The sequence below is a fragment of the Corallococcus sp. EGB genome (genome assembly GCF_019968905.1).
In the GTDB taxonomy this organism is placed as follows: Bacteria; Myxococcota; Myxococcia; order Myxococcales; family Myxococcaceae; genus Corallococcus.
Genome location: NZ_CP079946.1, coordinates 4,852,198 through 4,873,485, shown reverse-complemented (window position 1 = coordinate 4,873,485; position 21,288 = coordinate 4,852,198). Strand labels below are relative to the sequence as shown.

Genomic DNA, 21,288 nt, shown 5'->3' with positions numbered 1-21,288 from the left:
AGCGCCCGGACGGGGGCCGCGCCCGCTCCGGCTACCCGTGCGGCAGCGGCCGGGGCTCGTCGGGGACGACGCGCGAGTCGTCCCCGCCCTTGCCCTTGCGCAGCCGGTTGCCCAGCCGCGACTTGATTCGGTCCGCGACCACGTAGAACGCGGGCACCACGAGCAGGCTGAGCACGGTGGACACGGACAGGCCCCCCAGCACCGCGATGGACATGGGGGCGCGCGTCTCGCTGCCCGCGCCCAGCGCCAGCGCCGCCGGCACCGCGGACATCATCGTCGCGGTGGACGTCATCAGGATGGGGCGCAGGCGCACCGGCCCCGCGCGCAGCATGGCCTGCATCGCGTCCGCGCCCTGCTCGCGCTGCTGGAGCGCGTAGTCCACCAGGATGATGGAGTTCTTCTTCACGATGCCCATCAGGAGCAGCAGGCCGATCATGCTGAAGATGTTCAGCGTGTTGCCTGTGATCAGCAGCGCGAACGACGCGCCCGCCACCGACAGCGGCAGGATCGTGAGCACCGTCACCGGGTGCAGGAACGAATTGAACTGCGCGCCCAGCACCATGTACGCGACGGCGATGCCCAGGAAGAGCGCGAAGAGGAGGCTGCTCATGGACTCGCGGAACGCCACGCTCGCGCCGCCCGCGACCACGCGGATGCCGCCCGGCAGGTCCTTGCCCAGGGACTCCACCGTGGCCAGCGCCTCCTCCTGGTTCGACCCCGGCGCCACGTTGGCGTAGAGGCTGATGGCGCGCTCCCGGTCGCGCCGGGTGATGGCCTGCAGCGCGGGCAGCTCCTCCTGCGTCACCAGCGACGACAGCGGCACCAGCGAGTTGTTCGCCGTGCGGACCTTCAAGAGCGACAGGTCCTCCGGACGCGAGCGCTGGCTGGCCAGCAGGCGCATGCGCACGTCGATGCGGCGCCCGCCGCTGCTGTATTTGCCGACGCGCACGCCACCCACCAGCGCGTTCACCGTGGACGCCACCGACTGGATGGGCACGCCCAGGTCCGCCGCGCGAGCGCGGTCCGGGGTGATCCGCAGCTCCGGCTGGCCCAGCTGGTAGTCCGTGTCCAGGTCCACCACCTTGCCGGACGCCTGGAGCTGCTCGCGCAGGGACTGGCTCGCCTCCACCAGCTTGTTCCAGTCCGACCCGCGCACGCTGAACTCCACCGGGAAGCCGCGCTGCGCGGTGAAGCCCGCCTGCGACAGGTCCTGCACCACCGCGCGCAGGCCCGGGTAGCTGTTCAGCTCCTTGCGCAGCACCTGCGCGAACTCCGCCTGCGGCATGCGCTGATCCGCCGGCACCAGCGTCAGGTTCATGTTGCCGGAGTTCACGGCGGATCCGCTTCCGCCGCCGCCCACCACCACGAAAACGCGCGTCACCTCCGGACGGCTGGCGACGAACTCCTCCGCGCGCTTGAAGAGGCGGTTGGTCTCCTCCAGGCTGCTGCCCACCGCCGTCTGCAGGCGCACGGACATGCGCCCCTGATCCTGCGACGGGACGAACTCACCGGGCAGCGCCTTGAACGCGAACGCGCTCAAGATGAGCATGGCCACCGCGACCAGCAGCACGCGCCAGGGCCGCACCAGCCCCCAACCCAGCGCCCGCGCGTACAGCGCCTCCAGCTTGGAGAAGGCCTTGTCCACCACCACGCCAATGCGGCTGCGGTGCTCGCGTGACGTCTTGAGCAACTGCGCGCACCGCGCGGGCGCCAGGGTGATGGCCTCCACGTAGGACAGCAGCACCGCCACGCACAGCGTGACGCCGAACTGGAGGAAGAACCGGCCGATGATGCCCTTCATGAACACGACGGGCAGGAAGATGGCCACCACCGCCAGCGTCGCCGCCAGGGCCGCGAAGGTGATCTCCGCGGTGCCCTCGCGCGCCGCGCGCACCCGGTCCTTCCCCTCCTCCGCGTGCCGGAAGATGTTCTCCAGCACCATGATGGCGTCATCCACCACGATGCCCACGGCCAGGGCCAACCCCAGCAGCGTGAAGGTGTTGAGCGTGAAGCCCAGGAAGTAGATGACCGCCACCGTCCCCAACAGCGACATGGGAATGGCGAGCACCACGTTGAGCGTGCTGGACAGCGACCCCAGGAACACCCAGCACACGAACGCGGTGAGGATGCACGCGAGCAGCAGCTCGAACTCGATCTCGTGCACGCTCTCCTCGATGAACTGCGTCGAGTCGAAGTTGATGCTCGCGCTCATGCCCTCCGGCAGCTCCTTCTGGAGCTCCGCGAGCTGCTCGCGCACCGCCTGGGCCACGGCCACCGCGTTGGCGCCGCGCTGCTTCTTGATGCCCATGGCCTGGGCGGGCTCGCCATTCACGCGTGCCAGGCGCCGCTCGTCCTCGAAGCCGTCCTCCACGATGGCCACGTCGCGCAGGTACACCGGCCGGCCGCTCTCCTCGCGCACCACCACGTTCTGCAGCGTCTCCAGGTCCAGCGCCTCGCCCATGAAGCGCACGTTGACCTCGCGGCCTTGCGTCTCGATGCGGCCGGCGGGCAGCTCCACGTGCTCGCGCTGGAGCGCGGCGATGACGTCCGTGACGGTGAGCGCGTGCGCATCCAGCTTCTGCGCGTCCACCCAGATGCGCACGTTGCGCTCCAGCAGGCCGCCGAGGATGACCTCGCCCACGCCCGGCACCGTCTGCAGGCGCTCCTTCACGCGGTAGCGGGCGAAGTCGCTCACCACCTGCTGGGAGAACGGCCCGGCCACGCCCAGCCACATGATGGGCTGGTCCTCCGGGTTGGACTTGGAGACGACGGGCGGGTCGATGTCCAACGGCAGCCGGCGCTGCGCCTGGCTCACCTTGGTCTGCACGTCCTGGAGCGCCAGGTCCACGTTGCGCGACAGGTCCAGCTCCACCGTGATGTTGGCGCTGCCCTGGCGCGCCGAGGACGTGATGCTCTTGACGCCCTCCACCTGCGTGACGGCCTCTTCGATGAACTCGACGACGTCCGACTCCACCGCCTCCGGGTTGGCGCCCTCCCACGACACGGAGATGTTGATGGTGGGGAAGTCCACATCCGGGAACTGGCTGATGCCGATGCGCTGGGCCGCCACCAGTCCGAAGATGATGGTCGCCGCCATGATCATCCAGGCGAAGACGGGCTTCTTGATGCAGACGTCGGTGATGCTCATGGCCGGCCCTCCGTGCCCGCGCCGCCGCGAGCCTCCGTCGGCGGCTGCTCGCCCACCACCTTCGGCTTCGGGCGCTCCTGCTCCACGCGCACGGCCACGCCGTCACGCAGGGCCTCCGCGCCGCGCACCACCAGGATTTCACCGGGCTTGAGGCCCTCCTTCACCTCCACCCGCCCGTCCGGCGTGCGCAGCCCCAGCTCCAGGATGCGCTCGCGCGCCTTGTTGTCCGCCACCACGAACGCGAGGAAGCCGCGCTCGCTGGGCCGGATGGCCGTCTGCGGAATCACCGGGCTGCCGCCGCGGGACTCCACCGGCACGGTCACCGTGGCGAAGGCGCCGGGCCGCAGCTTCTGCGCGGCCTCGCCCGTCACCTCCGCGGTCACCGTCACCATGCGGCTCTGCGCGTCCGCGCTCGCGGACACGTAGGTGATCTTCGCCTCGTACGCCCCGCCGTCCGAGCGCACCGTGAAGCGCGCGGGCATCCCCGGCTGGATCCGGGTGACGTCCGCCGCGGGCACGTTGAAGCGCAGGAGCAGCGGCTCCCGGCGCAGCAGCGTGGCCAGCACCACGCCCGGCTGCACGTACTGGCCCGTCTGCACGGTGCGCGTCTGGAGGACGCCGTCCATGGGGGCGCGCACGTAGGCATCGCGCTGGTTGAGCTGCGCCTGATCCAACGCCGCCTTCGCCGCCGCCACGTCCGCCTGGGCGGTGGCGAAGCGGGCCTGGTACGTCTCCAGTTGTTCGGCGGGCAGGAGGCCCGGACTCTGCGCGTTGACCTCCGCGCGGCGCTGGGCGCCGGCCTTCGCCTCCACCAGCGCGGCCTGGGCCTTCTGCAGCGCGGCCTCCGCGGCGCGCACGGCGATGGCGTAGCGCGCGGGCTCGATCTCCGCGAGCGTCTCGCCCTTCTTCACCAGCTGCCCCTCCGCGAAGGACACGCGCTCCAGGGCGCCCGGGACGCGCGCGGTGATCTGCACGCTCTCGAAGGCCTCCACCGCGCCCACGGCGCTGACGGCGTATTCCACGTCGCGCGCCTCCACGGGCGCGACCTCCACGGGGAACTGGATGGGGCCACGCCCCGCGCCCTTGCCACCCTGGGCGGGCGCGTCCTTCTTGCAGCCAGAGGCCAGGGACAGCACGGCCAGCGACAGGGCCAGCACTCCAGTGCGTTGCATTGCCTTCACGGTTCCTTCCCGAGTGGATTCAGTCCGACAGCGGCCCTCAGCCCCAACAGCGCCACGCCCAGCCCGTAGCGGTTCTGCGCGAGCGCCACCTCCGCCTCGAAGAGGCTGAGCGACGCGTCCGCCACGGTGAGCGCGGTGGACAGCCCCTGGCGGTAGAGGATGCCCGTTTCCGCGGCGTTCTTCCGAGCCGCCTTCGCCGCCTGCTCGCTCTGCGCGAGCGCGGCCCGGGCCGTCTCCAGGTTCACCCGCGCCTGTTCGATATCCACCGGCACGCGGCGGGTGGCGGCCTGGGTGTTCAGCTCCGCGACGTTGGCGTTGGCCACGCGCTCGTCGCGGTCCGCGTAGCGGGCGCCGCCGTCGAAGAGCGTCCAGGTGAGATCCAACGCGAGGAAGCCGTCGCCCACGTTGCCGTTGAGGCCGGACTCGTTGGTGAGGCGGTACTGGGCGCTCGCTCCGAGCGACGGCAGCAGGCGCGCCAGGGGCTCCTTCGCGCTCTCCCGCAGCGAGCGCACGCGCAGGCGCGCGGAGAGGATGTCCGGCCGCCGGTCCGTGGCCCCCTGCGTGAGCAGGTCCAGGGGCGGCGTGGGCCGCGCGGCGTCCGTGAGCAGCGACTCCGGCGGCGCCAGCTCCCCCACCGCGGGCTCCACGAGGAGGTAGCCCAGCTCCAGGCGGCTCGTCTCCGCGCTGCCCAGGGCCGCGGCCAGGTTGGACTCGGCGGTGGCCAGCTCCAGCTCCGCGCGGGTGACGTCGTTGGTGCTGGCGAGCCCCGCGTTGGCGCGGGCCTGCGCGTCCACCAGGCTCTGCTTCGCGTAGGCCAGGCGCTGCTCGGCGGCCTGGTACACCTGCTGGTGGGCCAGGGTGACGAGGAACGCGTTGGCGGCGCTGAAGGACACCTGACGGCGCGTCTCCACCGCGTCCAGCTTGACGGCCTCGCTCTCCAGCTTCGCGGCCTTGTAGAGCGGGAAGCCGCGCGCGTCGAAGAGCGCGACCCGGCCGGAGAAGACGGCGCCCAGGGCGTTGAACTTCTGGAGCACGACGGTCTGTCCGCCCACCTCGCGCGTGGACTCCCGCAGGCGGCGTGTGTAGGTGCCCGTCGCCGTCAGCGTGGGCAGGAAGAAGGCGCGGGCGCGGGCGACGCGGGCCTGGGCGGCCTCCGCACTCTGTCCCGCGGCGAGCACGGCCTCGTTCTGCCGCGAGGCGAGCTCCACGGCGCGCTCCAGGGTGAGCGGCGCGGCGTGGGTGTCCGGCTTCGGAGGCTTGGGGAAGGCGCTCGCGGGGGCCTCGGCGGCCGAGGCCGGGGACGCGGCGGGTGGCGTCTGGGCGAGTGCGTCCGGGGCCAGCGCGCAGAGGCAGGCACCCAGGGGCGCGGCGAGGAGGGCACGGCGGACGGTGGGCATAAAGGCGTACTGAGGAACGAGCCAGTGTTGAAAGGTCAGCGGCCCCTATACACGGAAGCCGTCATCCGGGGAGTGATGAGCGGTGCGTGTCTGGACGATGCCTCGCGGACCGGACTAAGGGTCGGGGTTGAAGGTTCTCGGGTTGAGATGCCGACGGGTGGCGACATCGCCCCACTCCGGGTGTGGGGCGCGCCCCAGAATGCGTGCCCCATGCGTTTATTCCTGCTCGCCATGCTCACGGGCGTCCTCGCCGGTTGTTCCAAGCCGGACTCGCTCAAGACCGCCGCCTTGAAGGTCGAGATTCATTACGAAGGATTTCGGCCGGGGTGCGTGACGCTGACCGTCACGGATCAGGCCGAGGTGTCCCGGCAGGTCACGACGAACGTGAATGTCCCCACAGGCCCGCCGCCGGGCACCCTGTCCGTGGCGGTGTTCCGCCAGGCCGGCTGGAGCTACGACGTGAAGCTCCTGGCCGCCGCGAAGGAGCAGAACTGTGACGGAAAGCAGGTCGTGACCGCGGAGGCCACCGCGAGTCTCGCGAAGGACGGCATCACGCCGGTGGGCTTGTCCCTGAGCGCCCTGGACAACGACGGGGACGGGTTCGTCGCGCCGAGCGCCGGCGGCACGGACTGCGATGACGCCGACAAGGACCGGGGCGGCCCCACGCCCTGGTATGTCGACGAGGACGGCGACAAGTACGGCAGCAGCAGCCTGCCCCCGCTGTCCGTGTCCTGCGAGGCGCCTGCGTTCGGCAACGCCAGCAAGGCGGGCGACTGCAACGACAGCGACAACCTGGTGCACCCGGGACAGGAGGAGTTCCGCTGCGACGAACGGGACGACAACTGCAACGGTCTCGTGGATGAAGCCTTCAGCCTGGGGGAGCCCTGCAAGGACGCCTTCGCGTGTCCCGGAGTGAATGCCTGCGATAAGACCGATGGCGGTGTCGCCTGCGTCAACGCGCCTCCGCCCACGGTCTACTTCCGGGATGAGGACGGGGACGGAAAGGCCGGCGCGGACGGAGGCGTGACGTGCGACCCCCCACCCCCCGGCACGTTCACGGAGTCCTCCGACTGCGACGAAAGCTCCGTGTACGTGGCGGCTGGGCTCCCCGAGGTCTGCGACCGGATGGACAACAACTGTGTCGGTGGGGTGGATGAGGCGGGGATCTGCGGCAGCAAGGACCTGAACTGGGAGGGCACTGCTGCGGCGGCGAATCGCGCCCGTTGGAATGCCATCGCCGTGGGGCAGGAGCTGGCGTGGCTCGCGGGCATCGGCGGATCCGACGCCAAGGGCAACGTGCTGAAGCTCCAAAGCGATGGTGGCACGAGCCAATCCAACTGCCCCGGGCAGTATCAAGCCGCCTGGGTCAGCAAGTCAGGGCAGGTGTTCCTGGCTGGCGACAACGGCAGTCTGGCCAGCCAGAGCCCCACGGACCCCACCTGCACAGTGGAGACGACCAAGCCGGACAGCGATGCAACGCTCAACGGCATCGTGGGATTCGATTCGGCGGACGGCGGCCCGCCAATGCTCTACGCCGTGGCGAGCAATGGCTACATCTTCAAGTGGGCATTCCCCGCAGCCCCGGTTCGTATCGCCGAGACAGGCACCAACCTGCGCGCGATCCACGGAACCACGGGGCCCGATACGCTCCTCGCGGTGGGCGCCGTGGACAACTCCGGCCCGAACTATCAGTTGACCGTCCTTGGCTACAACCCGGCGACCGGAGCCTGGCTTCCGGAGAAGCTGCCACCCGCCCTGCCGTTCGGTTATCTGACCGGAGTGAGCGTGGTGACTCCAAACTACGCCTATGCCGTAGGGGACAAGGGCGTCTTTCTCGAGCGCGACCATGGGGAATGGCGAAGGCGTCCCTTCCTTCCCGCTGACGTGAATGCCACGGGCGTAAAAGCCTTCGGGAAGAGCGCCATCTACGCGACGACTGTCGCGGGAGATGTCCTGTTCTTCAATGGGGACCGCTGGGAATCCGTGGCATCGAACTCGAAGCCGCTGCGCGCCATTGATGGCGCTTCTCCCACCCGGATCGGTGCAGCAGGCCTTGAGGGGACCTCCCAGTTCTTCCGCTGGCCCAAGTAATGGATCTTCGCGCCGAAGCCTTGAGCCTCCGCTACGGCGCCCGGACGGTGCTTGAGCCCACGGACTGCCACGTCCCGCCCGGCACGCAGGCGTTGGTGCTGGGCCGCTCGGGGTCGGGCAAGACGACGCTGCTGAAGGCCTTCGCGGGACTCCTGCGCCCCTCCTCCGGCCGGGTGACCTGGGATGGGCAGGACGTCGCCCGCCTCACGGCGCCGGAGCGGCGCGCGCAGCAGGCGTCTTTTGGCTTCGTCTTCCAGACGGACGCGCTCTTCGACTCGCTGACGGTGCGGCAGAACGTGATGCAGCCGCTGATCCGCCGCCGCATGCCGGCAGCGGAGGCCCGCGAGCGCACGGACGCGGTGCTGCACTCGGTGGGGCTGTCGGACGCGGCGGACACGCTGCCGGAGCGGCTGTCCGGCGGCATGAAGAAGCGCGCGGGGCTCGCGAGGGCCATCGCGGCGAGACCCGCGGTGCTGCTCGCGGATGATCCGTTCGCGGGCCTGGATCCAGGCACCGCGAGGCAGGTGGCGAGGGTGCTCCTGGAGGTCGCGGGCCAGGGAACGCTGCTGGTGGCGGCGCCGGAAGCGCCGGTGGACCTGCCCCTGCCCCGCTGGTTGTACCTGCAAGGCGGCCGACTGGTGCACGATGGGGCCCCGGCGCCGGAGCTCGAGCGCGCGCCGGACGAGGCCCTCGCATGACTTCGCGGTTCCTTCATCCGTGAGCACCGCCGCCCTGTCCTGGCTGGGACGCTCGGCGATGCGAGCGGTGGGCGGCGTGGGCGCGCTGGCCCTGGTCGCGGGCCGCACGGCCTGGGGGCTGCCCAGGCTGGAGCGGCGCGAGCTGGCGCGGGGGCTGGTGCAGTTCGGCTATGGGTCGCTGCCCCTGGCGCTGGCGACGGCGGCGCTGGCGGGCGTCATCGTGGTGGTGCAGGCGGCGCTCTACATCCAGCGCTTCGGGGCCAGGGCCTTCCTGGGCTGGGCGGCGGGCTACGGCGTGCTGTGGGAGTTCGGCCCGCTGCTCCTGGGGCTGATCATGTCCGCGCGCATCGGCGCGAGGAACGCGGCGGAGCTGGCCACGCTGAAGGTAGGAGGGCAGATCGAGGGCTTGAGAGGCATTGGGCTGGATCCGTTCGCCCTGCTGGTGGCGCCCCGGGTGGTGGCGATGGAGCTGAGCATGCTGGCGCTGAGCACGTTCACGTTCCTGGTGTCCATCCTGTGTGAAGCGGTGGCGGCGAAGCTCACGTTGGACCTGCCGGTGCGGGTGTTCTTCGGGACGTTCGCGCAGATGCTGAGCCCCTCGGACATCCTGGGAGGCGTGGTGAAGACGGGGGCGTTCGGCCTGGCCATCGCGCTGGTGTCCACGGCGGCGGGCCTCCGAGCGAAGGGAGGCGCCCGCGCCGTGGGAGAGGCCGCGGCGAGCGCGGTGGTGCTGGGCTGCGCGGCCATCTTCCTCTTGGACTTCCTGCTCACGACGCTGCTGGCGAGGTGGCTGGCATGAAGCGGCTGCTGACCTTCTTCGGGGCGCCGGGGGTGATGCTGGCGCGCACGGTGCGGGCGGGCGCGCGGGAGGGAATCCCGTGGCGGGAGACGCTGGCGCAGGTGCACGAGCTGGGCGGGCGCAGCGTGTGGCTGGTGATGTCGGGCATGGCCTTCTTCGGGGCGGTGCTGGTGATGATCGCCAACGCGCAGGCGAAGAAGCTGATCGGCAACGTGGCGGTGCTGGGCCCGGCCTACTTCGAGATGCTCATCCGGGAGCTGGGCCCGGCGGTGTCCGCGCTGTTGACGGCGTCGAGGGCCGGCGCCAGTCACTCCGCGGAGCTGGCCACGATGAGCGTGAACGAGCAGGTGGAGGCGCTGGAGATGTCCGCGGGGGATCCGTACGCGGACCTCGTGGCGCCCCGGGTGGTGGCGGGGATGGTGGGAGTGCCGCTGCTGAGCGTGCTGGGGACCATCGCGGCGACGGCGTCGGCGGTGGTGGTGGCGAGCGTGGGGTTGAAGATCGACGGCCGGGCGTTCATGGACGCGAGGTACGTGGATGGCTGGGACCTGCTGGTGGGAGGACTGAAGGTCGTGGGCTGCGGGCTCTACATCCCGCTCGCCGCGGCGGTGGCGGGGTTGAACGCCCGGGGCGGCGCGGAGGCGGTGGGCGAGGCGACGACGAACGGCGTGGTGGCGGCCAGTCTGGGATGTCTGTTGATTGACCTGACGGTGTCGCTTGCGTTCCAGTTCGTGCGCCTGTGAATGACACCGGTCCGGACACGCTGGTCTTCGAGGACGTGGCGATCGCCTTCGAACAGGGCCGCCGCGTATTGAACGGCCTGAGCGCGCAGGTCTCCACCCGGGAGCTGACGTTCATCGCGGGAGCGAGCGGCTCGGGCAAGAGCGTGCTGTGCAGACTGGCGGTGGGCCTGCTCAAGCCCGAGGCCGGCACGGTGACGCTGTTCGGAGTGCGCGTGGACACGCAGCCGGAGCGGACGCTGGTGTCCCTCCGCCGTCAGGCGCCGTATCTGGTGCAGGGCCCCGCGCTGCTGGACTGGAGGACGCTGCGGGAGAACGTGCGCCTCGCGGATCCGCGCGCCCCGGAGGAAGCCGTGGAGACGGCGTTGGAGAAGGTGGGCCTGAAGGAGTGGGCGGACCGGCTACCGCCGGAGCTGGGGCCTGGAGCGAAGAAGCGCGCGGCCATCGCGAGGGCCCTGGTGCTCAAGCCGCGCTACCTGCTGTTGGACGAGCCGACCACGGGATTGGATCGGAGGGCGGCGATGCAGGTGGAGGCGGTGTTGGCGTCGTTGAAGGAACAGGGATTGGGGGCGCTGGTGGTGTCGCACGACTATCGGCAGCTGAGGGACATCGCGGACCGGGTGTTGGTGGTGGCGAAGGGGCGCAATGCGTTCCTGGGGAGCCCGGAAGACTTCCTGAAGTCCCCTGCCCCGGAGCTGCGGACGTTGACGGCGCCGTTCATGGAGGGCGCGACGGATGGATGAGCAACGGCTGGAGTTGAAGGTCGGGGCGCTCGTGCTCGCGACGCTGGTGGGCGTGCTCGTGTTGCTCTGGTTGATGGGGGAGCTGACGCTGGGCCGGGGGGCCACGCTGGAGGTGGACTTCGGGCACACGGGCAACGTGGTGCAAGGCGCCCCGGTGAAGCTGGGAGGCGTCCAGGTGGGCAAGGTGGACAGCATTCATCTGCTGGCGGACCGAAGGGATGCGAAGGGCCTCCCCCTCCCCGTCCGCATGGACCTGTCCGTGGAGCCCACGGCCAGGAGCGCGTTGCGCAAGGATGCCCGGGTGACGGTGGCGACGGTGGGCCTGCTGGGCGAGCCCTATCTGGAGTTGAACCCAGGCAACTCGGACGCGCCGCTGCCGGAGACCGAAGCGCTGCGAGGCGTGGATGCGCCGCGTCTGGATTTGCTGTCGGAGCAGCTGTCCAGGTTCGTGACGCTGTTGTCGGACATGCTGGAGAAGGACCCGGAGGCTGTGACGAGCCTGGCCGCCAACGTGTCACGGTTGGCGAGGACGTTGGATCAGGTCCTGACGGAGAACCAAGGTGACGTGAAGGTCCTGGCCACGGAGCTGGCGGCGGCGTCGAAGGACTTGAGGCAGCTCGCGCAGTTGGCGAAGGAATCCATGCAGCCCGGAGGCAAGGGAGCCCGGCTCCTGGACGACGCCTCCGCCGTAGCGGCCCTGATGCGAAAGGACCTCCCCGGCCTGACGAAGTCCGCTGGAACGACCCTGGACGGGCTGGCGGCGGTGGCAGGTCCGCTGACGCCCGAGGACGGTCAGCAGGTGAAGCTGGCGCTCCAGCGCTTCACGGCGGCGGCGGGTCAGCTGGAACAGATCGCCACCAAGGCGGACAGGCTCCTGGGACAGCTCGACGCGGGGGAAGGCACTGGTGGCGCGCTGCTCAAGGACCCTGCCCTCTATGATGAACTGAAGACCCTGGTCACGGACCTGCGCAAGCACCCGTGGAAGATCCTCTGGAAGGATTGAGCGCAGGAGATGGGCATGGGGACTCGGGGCATTCGCACGGCCCCGCCGGAGCAGGCGTCTCGTCCTGGGCCACGGGCGAGTTCAGGATCCACGAATGGCCATTGCTCAGCCGGTACGTCGCGCGCTTTCCACAGCACGCGACCCCAGCAGGGGCCGTGAGCCATCAGCGCGGAGGTGCCTCCTGCCCCTCACGGAGCAGGTCCGCCTGAAGCATCAGCTCCTCACTGGGCGACAGGTCGAAGTGCCGCGCGGCCTCCCCAATGATTTGGACCAGGGGCGTCCGCGGATCCTCGGCCCGCCGCATCGCAATCTCGTGGGCGGCCCTGCGCAGGGCCTCGCCCCTGGGAGAAAAGTCCTCGGCCATCACGGCACCTCGCTGGAGTGAGCGACCGCACCCTGCGGCCCTTCTCTCCACACTTCGGATGCGATTGCGCCAAGGCAAGGGCTGCAACGAAAGGGGGAGCAGGCGCTCCCCGTCAGCCCCCGCCCACGGGAAGCGGGCGGCTCGCAGGGCGGCGCGTGCCTTCCTCCACCTTCCCGGGCACTTCAGCTTTGGCGTTGGACCTCACGCCCAGGAACGAGGAAACGGACATGGCATCGCAAGACATCCCCGGCTCCCAGCAGCAGGCAGAACGCGCCACCCGGCACACGGCGGACCTCCCGCTCGACGAGCGCCGTCGCATGCGCCATGAGTCCCGCACGTCGCAGACGTACAAGGCCTTCCTCAAGTACCTGCGCGACGTCGGCCCGTTCCAGAGCGAGCAGGCCGCCCAGGACGCCGCCGTCTCCGTGCTCTGCGCGCTCGAGCAACGCATCCTCGGCGAGGAGAGCAACGACATGGAGGCCCAGTTGCCGCAGAAGCTGCGCGAGCTCCTGGTGCGTTGCGAACGCCACGAGTCCGGGCCGCCGCCCCGGAAGTTCGGCCGGGGCGAGATGCTGGAGATGGTGGCCGACGACATCGGCGTGAAGCCCGAGAGCGCCGAGCCCATCATCCGCGCCGTCTTCAGCGCCATCCAGGCGCAGATCTCCGACGGCGAGAGCGACGACATCGGCGGGGAGCTGCCCACGGACATCCGCGACCTGTGGGCCCGGCCCGCCTGACCCGACGTCGGCTCCACCTTCAGGCCGCGGAGACGACCGTGCCCTGCGCCAGGGCACACAGCGTCTCCACGCCGTCCTTCACGGCGAAGACCTCGCATTGACAGACCGCCTGCCGCTTGCCGGCCGCCTTCGCCTGGGCCCGCGCGATGAGCAGCGAGCCCACGGCGGGCTTCAGGTAGTTGATCTTGTACTCGGAGGTCAGCGCGTTGCCGCCCAACGCCAGTCCTCCCGCGAACGTGATGGCGTTGTCCGCGAGGTAGCTGAGCACGCCACCGTGGACGAAGCCGTGCTGCTGCTTCAGGTGGTCCACGATGTCCAGCCGCAGCTCCGCGCTCCCCGGTCCGGAGCTGGCGAGCTGCGCGCCAATGAACTGGCTGAAGGGCTGCGACGCGAACACCTGCCGCGCGAACGACTGAAGGTCATCCATTCGTGTCTCCCGGGATTGATAGACCCGTCCATCAATTCGACGGGCGATTCATAGACGGGTCCATGAATCGGGTCAAGGCGCCCCGGGTTGCCGCCGTCGCACCTTTCGGGTACGTCTGCGACCGTGCCCCGCCGCGAACCGGAGGAAGAGTTCTTCGAGCGCTTCAGCGCCCTGTCCCAGCGCCTGCGCCTGGTCGCCGCGCGCGAGTACGGGACGTTCGACATCGGGAGCGCCCAGGCGAAGTTCCTGCGCCATATCGGCCGGCATGGCCGCAGCTCGCAGGCGGAGCTGGCCCGCGCCACCGGAACGGACCCGACGCTCACCGGCCGGGCGCTCGAATCGCTGATTGAGCGCGGCTGGATCCGCCGGGAGCGCAGCGAGGAGGACCGCCGCCAGTATGTCCTCGAGCTGACGGAGGAAGGTCAGCGCGCGCGCAGGCGGGTGGAGGACGCGCGCAGGCGCATCATCCGGCGCCTGTTCGCGGAGCTGGACGAGCGCGACCTGGACGACTTCGACCGGCTCACGAAGAAGCTCCTGGCCGCGCTCGAGGGCGTCGCCGACGACAGCATCAAGCCTTGAGGGCTGGCTACCCCACCGCCGGAGCCGGCGCGTTCACCGGTTCGGGCGGCTCCACCGGCGGCTTCACGATGAGCTGCTCCAGCGTGGGGCGCTTCGGCTTCTCGAACGGGGCCAGCTTCACCGGCTTGTTCGTGCGTGCGGACTCCTGCAGCGCGACGATGACGCGCACGTCCGCCAGACCTTCGATGCCGCTGGGCTCCGGCTCCCGGTCCTCCAGGACGCACTTGGAGAAGTAGACGAGCTCCGGCGCGAACTGGTCGCTGGCCTTGAACGTCCGCGTCTCCGTCTCTCCCCCCACCGTGAGCTCGTGCTGGAGGTCCGTGCCGTAGCCGAAGCCCTGCTTCACCAGCAGGTCCCCTTCCGTGCCCACCAGCCGGTAGCTCGACACCGCGGAGGCTTCGTGGCTGATGGCGAACGTCGCGACCCTCCCGTTCGGGAACCGCATCAGCGCGAACGCCGACCCATCCACGCCGTGGAAGCGCCCGTCCCTTCCGCCGCTCGTGAACGCGAAGACCTCGCGCGGCTCGTCGCGGAACAGGTAGCGCGCGGCGTTGATGGGGTATGGCCCCTCATCCAGCAGCGCCCCGCCCCCCATGTCCACGCGCGTGCGGATGTCGCCCTCGCGCACCTGCTGCGTCAGCGTCGCCGTGAAGACCAGCGGCTCCCCCAGCTTCCCGGAGCGCGCCAGCTCGATGGCGCGGAGGTTCGCCTCCTCGAAGTGCAGCCGGTAGGCGATCATCAGCTTCACGTCGTTCTCGTTCGTGACGCGGATCATCGCCTCGCAGTCCTCCACCGTCGTCGCCATCGGCTTCTCGCAGAGGACGTGGACTCCGGCGCGCGCCGCGCGCTCCGTGAAGGCCCGGTGCATCGAGTTGGGCACCACCAGGTAGACCGCATCCGCCTTCGAGTCGCGCAGCACCTGCTCGAAGTTCTCGTAGCCCCCCACGTGCTGCACGCCGTACTTCTCCTGGAGCGCATCCCGCTTCGCCTTGTCGGAGGAGACGATGGCCACCAGCTCGGAGTTCTCCTCCGCGTGCTGGAACGCCGGCAGGATGGCCACCTGCGCGAGGTTGCCTGCTCCCACTACCGCGTACCTCACCCGCCTGGTCGTCCCCTGTGCCATCGTGCACCTCTCCCGTGGTGAAGCCTTACGCTGGTGACGCGTCGGGACCGCCCGCAAGCCACGCACTGAAGCCGCACGATGGGCAGCCAGCCAGACACACCCATCCCCCAGAGGACCCCATGCCCTTCATGAAGATGCTTGCCCGGCTCGGGATTGGCAGCGCTCGCGTGGACACGCGCCTGGAGCACGACACCGTGCGCGCGGGCGGTGACCTGCGCGGCCTCGTCCACATCCAGGGCGGCCACACGGCCCAGCGGATCGACCGCATCGACCTGCACCTGATGGCGCAGTACCTCCAGCGCGACAACGACCGCCGCAGCGCGCTCAACGCCGTCGTGCGCACCTGGCGCGTCTCCACCCCCTTCACCCTCCAGCCACACGAGGAGCGTGAGATCCCCTTCTCCCTGCGCATGCCCGCCCACACGCCCCTCACCGAGCGCGGCACGCCCGTGTGGATCAAGACGGCGCTCGACATCGACAACGCCCTCAACCCCGAGGACAGCGACCGGATCCACGTCCTGCCCCACCCGCTCCTCCAGACCGTGCTCGACGCCGTTCAGCACCTGGGCTTCCAGTGGCGCAACTCCTACTGCGAGGCCGGCGCCCCCCTGGGACGCGACGAGCCCTTCGTGCAGGAGCTGGAGTTCCACGCGGGCCCCGCCTGGCAGGGCCCGCCCCGCACGCTCACCGTCTTGCCGTTCCCTCGGGAGGACGCGCTGGAGCTGGTCCTCGACCTGGACCGCGGCCCCCGGGGCCTCACGTCTCTCCTGGAGGGCACGGGGCTGGACAGCGGCCGGCGGGAGCGGCTCGTGCTGTCCGCCTCGGACCTGTCCCCGGGGGCAGGGGCGGTCGCGGAGCGGCTGGCGTCCCGGCTTCGCGGCAGGACGTGACAGCCCGGAAGCCCCCGCCCTTCGTGCGGCCCCGAACGCACCTGACGTCCCATGTCCTCCGTCCGGGCGCGGAAGTGGTACAAGCCGCCGTGTGAAAGCTCCCCCGCCTCCCGCTGCCCCCGAAACGCCCACCTTCGACGCCCTCGGGCTCAAGCCCGAGCTCGTCGAGGCGTTGACGTCGCTCGGCTATGAAGAACCCACACCCATCCAGGCCGCCGCGCTCCCGCCGCTGTTGGCCGAGAAGGACCTGCTGGGCATCGCCGCCACGGGCACCGGCAAGACGGCCGCCTTCTCCCTCCCGCTCCTCCAGCACCTGAAGCCCGGCGCCGCCGCGCCGCACAGCACCTCCGCGCTGGTGCTGGTGCCCACGCGCGAGCTGGCCATGCAGGTGTCGGAGGCCATCCACCGCTACGGCCAGAAGCTGGGCGTGAGCGTGCTCCCGCTCTACGGCGGCCAGGAGATTGGCCGGCAGCTGCGCGTGCTCAAGCGCGGCGTGGACGTCATCGTGGCCACGCCGGGCCGCGCGTTGGATCACCTGCGCCGCAAGACGCTGAAGCTGGACCAGGTGCAGACCGTGGTCCTGGACGAGGCGGACGAGATGCTCGACATGGGCTTCGCGGACGACCTGGAGGCCATCCTCTCCGAGACGCCCGAGCAGCGGCAGACGGCCCTGTTCTCCGCCACCCTGCCCCCGCGCATCGCCAGCATCGCGGAGCGCCACCTGCACGAGCCGGTGCGCGTGCGCATCGCGAAGGAGAAGCTGGAGGCCGGGGAGATGCCGCGCGTCCGGCAGACTGCCTACATCGTGCCGCGCGCGTTCAAGATCGCCACGCTGGGGCGCGTGCTGGACCTGGAGTCCCCCACCGCCGCCATCGTGTTCTGCCGCACGCGCACGGAGGTGGATGAGCTCACCACGTCCCTCAACGGCCGGGGCTGGCGCGCGCACGCGCTGCACGGCGGCATGAGCCAGGAGCAGCGCGACCGCGTCATCAAGCAGTTCAAGTCGCAGGCGGCGGACCTGCTCATCGCCACGGACGTCGCGGCGCGCGGCCTGGACATCCCGCGGCTGACGCACGTGGTGAACTTCGACGTGCCCAACGCGCCGGAGGCCTACGTGCACCGCATCGGCCGCACGGGCCGCGCCGGCCGCGAGGGCGTGGCCATCACCCTGCTGGAGCCCCGCGAGCACCGGCTCCTGCGCAACATCGAGCGGCTCACCGGCCAGCGCATCGAGGTCTCCGCCGTCCCCACCGTGTCGGACCTGCGCGCGCGCCGGCTGGAGATGATCCGCTCGTCGCTGCGCGAGGCGCTCGTGGCCGGTGAGCTGGACGGCTTCCGCGGCATCGCGGAGGACCTGTCCAGCGAGTTCAGCGTCATGGACGTGGCCGCCGCCGCCATCAAGCTCCTCCAAGAGAAGGAGGACGAGGGCAAGGAGTCCAACGAGCAGGAGATCCCCCAGGTGTCCCCGCCGCAGGAGCGGAAGTTCCCGCGCGGGGAGCGCTCCGGACCTCCGGGCCGGTTCGCCGACCGCGGTGAGCGGGGTGACCGCGGCGACCGTGGTGAGCGCCCTGCGCGAGGCCCCCGCCCCGAACGTGGCGAGCGCAACGAGCGGGCCCCCTCGCGTCCCCAGCGCGCGCCCGAGTGGAACGTCACGCGGCTGTTCATCGGTGCGGGCCGCACCGCGGGCATGCGGCCGGCGGACCTGGTGGGCGCCATCGCGGGCGAGGCGGGCCTCGAGTCCTCGCGCATCGGCGCGATCCACATCGCGGACATGTACTCCATCGTGGAGGTGCCGGAGCCGGATGCAGCGCGCATCATCTCCGCGCTGAAGAACTCCACGCTGCGCGGCCGCAAGGTCACCGTGCGCCGCGATACCCGCGACTGATTTCAGAACGCATCCGGGTCCATGTCTGGCGCGCGTCCCAGCAGCAGTGGCGACGCGAGCCGGCTCTCCGGGTGCATGCGCAGGAGCGTGTGGATGACGCCGCCCAGCCCCGCCATCCACCCGGGAGAGAAGGCGTCGCGAGCCAGCCCCGCCACCGGGCCGCGCACCTCCAGGCCGGAGATGAGCTCCGCGTCCAGCGTCTCCCGATCCGGCGCGAGCGGCTCCGACGACAACCGCCGCGCCGTCTCCAGCAGCTCCCACAACCCCAGGTCGCCGTGGCACAGGGTGTGGGTCCAGCCGAAGCCCTCGCGCACGGCCGCGTTGCGGGCTCGCTGGAGCATCTCCCCGTAGCGCGTCGCGCCGAAGCGCACGAAGAGGTCCGCGGCCGCGAGGCCAATGCCCGTGCTCCCGTGGCACCAGCTCGTCAGCTGATCCGTGGCGTCCGGGCGGCGGAGGTCCGTCCAGTTGCCCGCCTCCTGCCGGTAGAGCCCGTCCACGAAGTCGAAGGCGCGCTCGGACAGGCTGCGCCACCGTCGCCGGTCGGCCGCCGTCCCCGCCGCGCTCAGGCCCAGCCGCGCCAACGCCCAGCCGATGCCCGCCACGCCGTGCGCGAAGCCGCCGATGGGCTCCGGGAACATCGACGTGGACCAGCGCGCGTCCCCCGCCACGCCGCGCGCCGTGTCCTCCAGCCGCCGTCCCGCGTGCACCGCGACGTCCAGCCACTTCGGCTCGCCCGTCTGGTCCACCAGGTTGAGCAGCGGGACGATGACGCCCGCCACGCCGCCCAGCACCTCGAGGAGTCCATCCGCGTCCAGCACCTGGGGCGTCAGCGCCGCCGCGCGCTCGCGGGCCCGCTCCAACGCCCCCGGAACGATGTCCAGGTCATGCAGCGTGGACCAGATCCACACCTGCGACGCGAGCCCTGAGAAGCCTCCCGGTTGCTTCACCGGCACGCGGTCCTCCGTGGCGCGCAGCACCGCGAGCGTGCCGTCCAGCAGCGCCTGCAGCCCCTCGACTTCGTCCGCGCGGCCCTGCTGGACCTCGCGCAGGTACTGGGCCAGCACCACCGCGACGCCGCCCTGCCCGCTGTAGTGCTCGGCGGAGAGGGGCCGCACCGCCCAGCCATGTTCAGCGAGCACCGGGCTGATCCACGTCACCGTCCCGTCCGGACCCTTCACGGCCGCGTCGCACACGCGGCGGACCAGCTTGGACAGCTGTGCCCGGCGCCGCGAGTCCAGGCGCCCCCGGCGCGCGGGGGTGGCCGGCGCGAGGACGCGCGGAGGCACGGTCTTCTCGTTGAGGTAGGCGCTGATCAGCGTGCTCTGGATGGTCATCTCCTCCAGGGGCACGTCCACGGAGCGCCACGCCTCCACCGAGGCGTCGATCACGCTCCGGGTCACGGGCTGGGTGAAGACGGGGATGTCGCCCACGCACAGGTCGGCGAGCTCCTCGTCGATGACGGGCGGCGCGGAGGGCGCGCCGGGGGTGACGTCCGCGTTCTTCCGCATCACCTCCCGCGCCCTCGAGTGGGCCCTGGGCGCGTCGTACAGGGAGGCCGGATGCCAGAGCATGCGCAGCAGCTCCGCATAGGTCTGCGTGGGCCGCAGGATGCGCCGGACCACCGCGCCCGTGAACGGCTCCAGCAGCGGGCGCAATCCGCCGCGCGCGTCCAGCGCCTGCATCCGCGCGGTGAGCTCGTGGAACCCCTCCACGATCTGATCCCAATGCAGCGCGAGCACGGGGTCCGGGCTTGGGTGGTTCTTCGCCATCGGGCGCTCCATCAGCGTCATGCCCAGCCGCGCGCCGTCCGTCCCACCGTCGACGATGAGCGGAGCCGGGATGCGCGGCTGCTGCCCCGGCAGCGATCCCGCGGCGGAGATGTCCAGGCCGCCCAGGCCCGGGCCTCCGCTGCGCACGGGGAGCAGGCCCGTGCGCAGGACGGTGCCCCGGATGGCCTTCGCGGCCAGATCCACCGCCAGACCGCGCTCGGCCGGAGGCACGGGAGGATCGGGAGTGAAGAGGCTCTCCACGTCCACCACCACGGGCACCGGCCCATGCGCGATGAGGTTCTCCGAGTGCAGGTCCGTGCCGCCCAGCAGGCGCATCACCGCGAGCCAGTGGCCCAGGTTCCGGTAGAAGCGCGCGAGCTCGCCCCTGCCCTCGCAAAAGCGGTGCTCCACGAACTCCGCCCAGCCATGGCCCGCGCGCACCAGCACCGCCGGCACGCGGATGCGCGTGCCCGCGTCCTCCCGGGCGAGCAGCCGCGCGAGCAGCCCCTCCAGCGCGCGATCCACGCGCATGCACCGGGGCTTGTAGAGCACCGTGCCCTCTTCCAGGTCCAGGAGCGCCACCGTCTGACCGCCCCGGTGGGCATCCCCCTCGCCCAGCCGCAGGCGCTTCAGCTCGCCGCGAGGACGCCCCGGCAGCTCGGACAGGAACTCGCGGTCCGCGACGAACCGCTCCGCCAGCCGCAGCACCGCCTGGGTCTGGAGCCGCCCCAATGTCGCCAGCCGATCCAGGAGCGGCGGATAGCGTCCACGCAGGTGCGCATGGAAATCAGACGTACAGGCGAGCTCGAGGAACTGGCCCCACCGCCCTGACGCGTCCTCGGCGTCGAGCCGTCCCTCCAACGACGCGGCATGCAACTCCAGAAGGAGCACGCGGTTGAGCTTGAGCTGCGCGCTGAAGCCCAGCATTGCCCGGGCCGAGGCCGCCACCACCTCGCGCTCGGCGGAAGAGAGGCCCTGGATTCGCCTGAGCCGTTCCGACAGCGAGTCCAGGTGCGGCGTCAGCAGGACGTTCACGGGGCGCGCGAGCCATCCCTCCGGAGGGACTTCGGCGGCCATCGACGCTTCCTCGTGGACCATGGAGGGGCTCCCTGGGGGGGACCGAAGCGGGGCAACGGGGGAAGACCCTCCGGCACGGGGCACGGCGCCGGAGGGGTGCTTCAGACGGACGGAAGACGTCCGGGACGGCTCAACAGCAGAACGCGGTGGTGGACGCGGTGCAGCTGCTGCAGCCTGTGTCCGCCACCAGGTTGGACTCCGTGAGCGCCTTCTCCGTGCTCGTACCTCCGACGAACACCGGGCCCGCCGGGTTCGTCATCCCATGGGACTCCTCATCACCGGACAGCCAGCCCTGCACCACATCCTGGACCGAGGCCTGCTTCGTCATGAGTGTTCTCCCGCGCGGCCGCGCGGACATGGCGAGGGGTGCCATGCGCGCCGGACGCAGAGCGGACGTGAACACAGACACGCCCTGCAATGCCAGACGCAACAGGTCAACGCCAGACACCCCGCAAGGGTTTGTATCCATACGCCACAAGTCCACCGGGGCGCGAACGGGACATAAGGGATTGCCACCACGAAACAGCGGGTCCCTGTCCTCGGGGGCGAGGAGACCGTGGACCCGGCGACATGTCATCCCGGGAGTCGGAGCGTGAGCCCGCCACGCGACACCGTGCCCCCTTGAACGCCGAGGGCC

At 70.9% G+C, this 21,288-nt stretch carries 18 protein-coding genes; 10 read left to right on the top strand and 8 right to left on the bottom strand.

Going from position 1 to position 21,288, the window contains the following annotated elements; all coding sequences use genetic code 11:
• Window positions 1-31: 31 nt before the first annotated feature.
• From KYK13_RS20260 to KYK13_RS20250, 3 genes are read right to left on the bottom strand one after another with little or no spacing between them, the layout of a single operon-like run.
• Window positions 32-3,148: an efflux RND transporter permease subunit gene (locus KYK13_RS20260; RefSeq protein ID WP_223631686.1), complete on the bottom strand. Its 3,117-nt coding sequence runs from the start codon at window positions 3,146-3,148 to the stop codon at window positions 32-34.
• Window positions 3,145-4,320, bottom strand: coding sequence for an efflux RND transporter periplasmic adaptor subunit (locus KYK13_RS20255; protein WP_223631677.1), 1,176 nt, complete (start codon window positions 4,318-4,320; stop codon window positions 3,145-3,147). The genes KYK13_RS20260 and KYK13_RS20255 overlap by 4 nt, the downstream gene beginning before the upstream one ends.
• A 5-nt stretch (window positions 4,321-4,325) precedes the next feature.
• A complete protein-coding gene (locus KYK13_RS20250; RefSeq protein ID WP_223631674.1) occupies window positions 4,326-5,726 on the bottom strand; it encodes a TolC family protein in 1,401 nt (466 codons plus the stop codon).
• Between the two features lie 210 nt (window positions 5,727-5,936).
• Between KYK13_RS20250 and KYK13_RS20245 the strand changes: the two genes are divergently transcribed.
• Genes KYK13_RS20245 through KYK13_RS20220 form a run of 6 tightly spaced genes read left to right on the top strand, consistent with a single transcriptional unit; the run spans window position 5,937 to window position 11,800 of the window.
• Window positions 5,937-7,817, top strand: coding sequence for a putative metal-binding motif-containing protein (locus KYK13_RS20245; RefSeq protein ID WP_223631672.1), 1,881 nt, complete (start codon window positions 5,937-5,939; stop codon window positions 7,815-7,817).
• Window positions 7,818-7,837: 20 nt separating this feature from the next.
• Window positions 7,838-8,515: an ABC transporter ATP-binding protein gene (locus KYK13_RS20240; RefSeq protein WP_223631666.1), complete on the top strand. Its 678-nt coding sequence runs from the start codon at window positions 7,838-7,840 to the stop codon at window positions 8,513-8,515.
• A 19-nt stretch (window positions 8,516-8,534) separates the two neighbouring features.
• On the top strand, window positions 8,535-9,314 hold the full coding sequence (locus KYK13_RS20235) for an ABC transporter permease (RefSeq protein WP_223631665.1): 780 nt from the start codon (window positions 8,535-8,537) through the stop codon (window positions 9,312-9,314).
• Window positions 9,311-10,057 carry an ABC transporter permease gene (locus KYK13_RS20230; protein ID WP_223631664.1) on the top strand — a complete coding sequence of 249 codons (747 nt, stop codon included), beginning with the start codon at window positions 9,311-9,313 and terminating at the stop codon, window positions 10,055-10,057. The genes KYK13_RS20235 and KYK13_RS20230 overlap by 4 nt, the downstream gene beginning before the upstream one ends.
• Window positions 10,054-10,797 carry an ATP-binding cassette domain-containing protein gene (locus tag KYK13_RS20225; protein ID WP_223631663.1) on the top strand — a complete coding sequence of 248 codons (744 nt, stop codon included), beginning with the start codon at window positions 10,054-10,056 and terminating at the stop codon, window positions 10,795-10,797. The genes KYK13_RS20230 and KYK13_RS20225 overlap by 4 nt, the downstream gene beginning before the upstream one ends.
• Complete coding sequence (locus KYK13_RS20220) at window positions 10,790-11,800, top strand: MlaD family protein (protein WP_223631662.1); 1,011 nt, start codon at window positions 10,790-10,792, stop codon at window positions 11,798-11,800. The genes KYK13_RS20225 and KYK13_RS20220 overlap by 8 nt, the downstream gene beginning before the upstream one ends.
• A gap of 163 nt (window positions 11,801-11,963) precedes the next feature.
• Here KYK13_RS20220 and KYK13_RS20215 read toward each other — a convergent pair whose 3' ends face one another.
• Window positions 11,964-12,164 (bottom strand): hypothetical protein, encoded by a 201-nt coding sequence (locus KYK13_RS20215; protein ID WP_223631661.1) that lies wholly within the window; start codon window positions 12,162-12,164, stop codon window positions 11,964-11,966.
• 227 nt (window positions 12,165-12,391) lie between these two features.
• On the opposite strand from KYK13_RS20215, the gene KYK13_RS20210 reads away from it, so the two are divergent.
• Window positions 12,392-12,901 carry a DUF2267 domain-containing protein gene (locus tag KYK13_RS20210; RefSeq protein WP_223631660.1) on the top strand — a complete coding sequence of 170 codons (510 nt, stop codon included), beginning with the start codon at window positions 12,392-12,394 and terminating at the stop codon, window positions 12,899-12,901.
• A gap of 19 nt (window positions 12,902-12,920) precedes the next feature.
• Here KYK13_RS20210 and KYK13_RS20205 read toward each other — a convergent pair whose 3' ends face one another.
• A complete protein-coding gene (locus tag KYK13_RS20205; RefSeq protein ID WP_223631659.1) occupies window positions 12,921-13,328 on the bottom strand; it encodes a PaaI family thioesterase in 408 nt (135 codons plus the stop codon).
• A gap of 123 nt (window positions 13,329-13,451) precedes the next feature.
• Here KYK13_RS20205 and KYK13_RS20200 point away from each other — a divergent pair, with 123 nt between their 5' ends.
• Window positions 13,452-13,907, top strand: a complete 456-nt coding sequence (locus KYK13_RS20200) for a MarR family winged helix-turn-helix transcriptional regulator (protein WP_223631658.1) — start codon at window positions 13,452-13,454, stop codon at window positions 13,905-13,907.
• Between the two features lie 7 nt (window positions 13,908-13,914).
• Here the strand turns inward: KYK13_RS20200 and KYK13_RS20195 are convergent, their stop codons facing one another.
• Window positions 13,915-15,030, bottom strand: coding sequence for a Gfo/Idh/MocA family protein (locus KYK13_RS20195; RefSeq protein WP_223631657.1), 1,116 nt, complete (start codon window positions 15,028-15,030; stop codon window positions 13,915-13,917).
• Window positions 15,031-15,149: 119 nt separating this feature from the next.
• Here KYK13_RS20195 and KYK13_RS20190 point away from each other — a divergent pair, with 119 nt between their 5' ends.
• Together KYK13_RS20190 and KYK13_RS20185 are read left to right on the top strand one after the other, a co-directional pair.
• Window positions 15,150-15,920, top strand: coding sequence for a sporulation protein (locus KYK13_RS20190; RefSeq protein WP_223631656.1), 771 nt, complete (start codon window positions 15,150-15,152; stop codon window positions 15,918-15,920).
• Window positions 15,921-16,011: 91 nt separating this feature from the next.
• Complete coding sequence (locus tag KYK13_RS20185; RefSeq protein ID WP_223631655.1) at window positions 16,012-17,805, top strand: DEAD/DEAH box helicase; 1,794 nt, start codon at window positions 16,012-16,014, stop codon at window positions 17,803-17,805.
• Window positions 17,806-17,807: 2 nt separating this feature from the next.
• Here the strand turns inward: KYK13_RS20185 and KYK13_RS20180 are convergent, their stop codons facing one another.
• Together KYK13_RS20180 and KYK13_RS20175 are read right to left on the bottom strand one after the other, a co-directional pair.
• Window positions 17,808-20,651, bottom strand: coding sequence for a type 2 lanthipeptide synthetase LanM family protein (locus tag KYK13_RS20180; RefSeq protein ID WP_223631654.1), 2,844 nt, complete (start codon window positions 20,649-20,651; stop codon window positions 17,808-17,810).
• 130 nt (window positions 20,652-20,781) lie between these two features.
• A complete protein-coding gene (locus KYK13_RS20175) occupies window positions 20,782-20,979 on the bottom strand; it encodes a DUF6229 family protein (protein WP_223631653.1) in 198 nt (65 codons plus the stop codon).
• Between the last annotated feature and the right edge of the window lie 309 nt (window positions 20,980-21,288).

Bases quoted from the DNA above. Each gene is read 5' to 3' on its own strand.
- KYK13_RS20250 (WP_223631674.1), bottom strand. From the start codon at position 5,726: ATGCCCACCGTCCGCCGTGCCCTCCTCGCCGCGCCCCTGGGTGCCTGC.
- KYK13_RS20220 (WP_223631662.1), top strand. From the start codon at position 10,790: ATGGATGAGCAACGGCTGGAGTTGAAGGTCGGGGCGCTCGTGCTCGCG.
- KYK13_RS20260 (WP_223631686.1), bottom strand. From the start codon at position 3,148: ATGAGCATCACCGACGTCTGCATCAAGAAGCCCGTCTTCGCCTGGATG.
- KYK13_RS20230 (WP_223631664.1), top strand. From the start codon at position 9,311: ATGAAGCGGCTGCTGACCTTCTTCGGGGCGCCGGGGGTGATGCTGGCG.
- KYK13_RS20190 (WP_223631656.1), top strand. From the start codon at position 15,150: ATGCCCTTCATGAAGATGCTTGCCCGGCTCGGGATTGGCAGCGCTCGC.
- KYK13_RS20255 (WP_223631677.1), bottom strand. From the start codon at position 4,320: ATGCAACGCACTGGAGTGCTGGCCCTGTCGCTGGCCGTGCTGTCCCTG.
- KYK13_RS20210 (WP_223631660.1), top strand. From the start codon at position 12,392: ATGGCATCGCAAGACATCCCCGGCTCCCAGCAGCAGGCAGAACGCGCC.
- KYK13_RS20175 (WP_223631653.1), bottom strand. From the start codon at position 20,979: ATGACGAAGCAGGCCTCGGTCCAGGATGTGGTGCAGGGCTGGCTGTCC.
- KYK13_RS20245 (WP_223631672.1), top strand. From the start codon at position 5,937: ATGCGTTTATTCCTGCTCGCCATGCTCACGGGCGTCCTCGCCGGTTGT.
- KYK13_RS20180 (WP_223631654.1), bottom strand. From the start codon at position 20,651: ATGGCCGCCGAAGTCCCTCCGGAGGGATGGCTCGCGCGCCCCGTGAAC.
- KYK13_RS20195 (WP_223631657.1), bottom strand. From the start codon at position 15,030: ATGGCACAGGGGACGACCAGGCGGGTGAGGTACGCGGTAGTGGGAGCA.
- KYK13_RS20205 (WP_223631659.1), bottom strand. From the start codon at position 13,328: ATGGATGACCTTCAGTCGTTCGCGCGGCAGGTGTTCGCGTCGCAGCCC.
- KYK13_RS20215 (WP_223631661.1), bottom strand. From the start codon at position 12,164: ATGGCCGAGGACTTTTCTCCCAGGGGCGAGGCCCTGCGCAGGGCCGCC.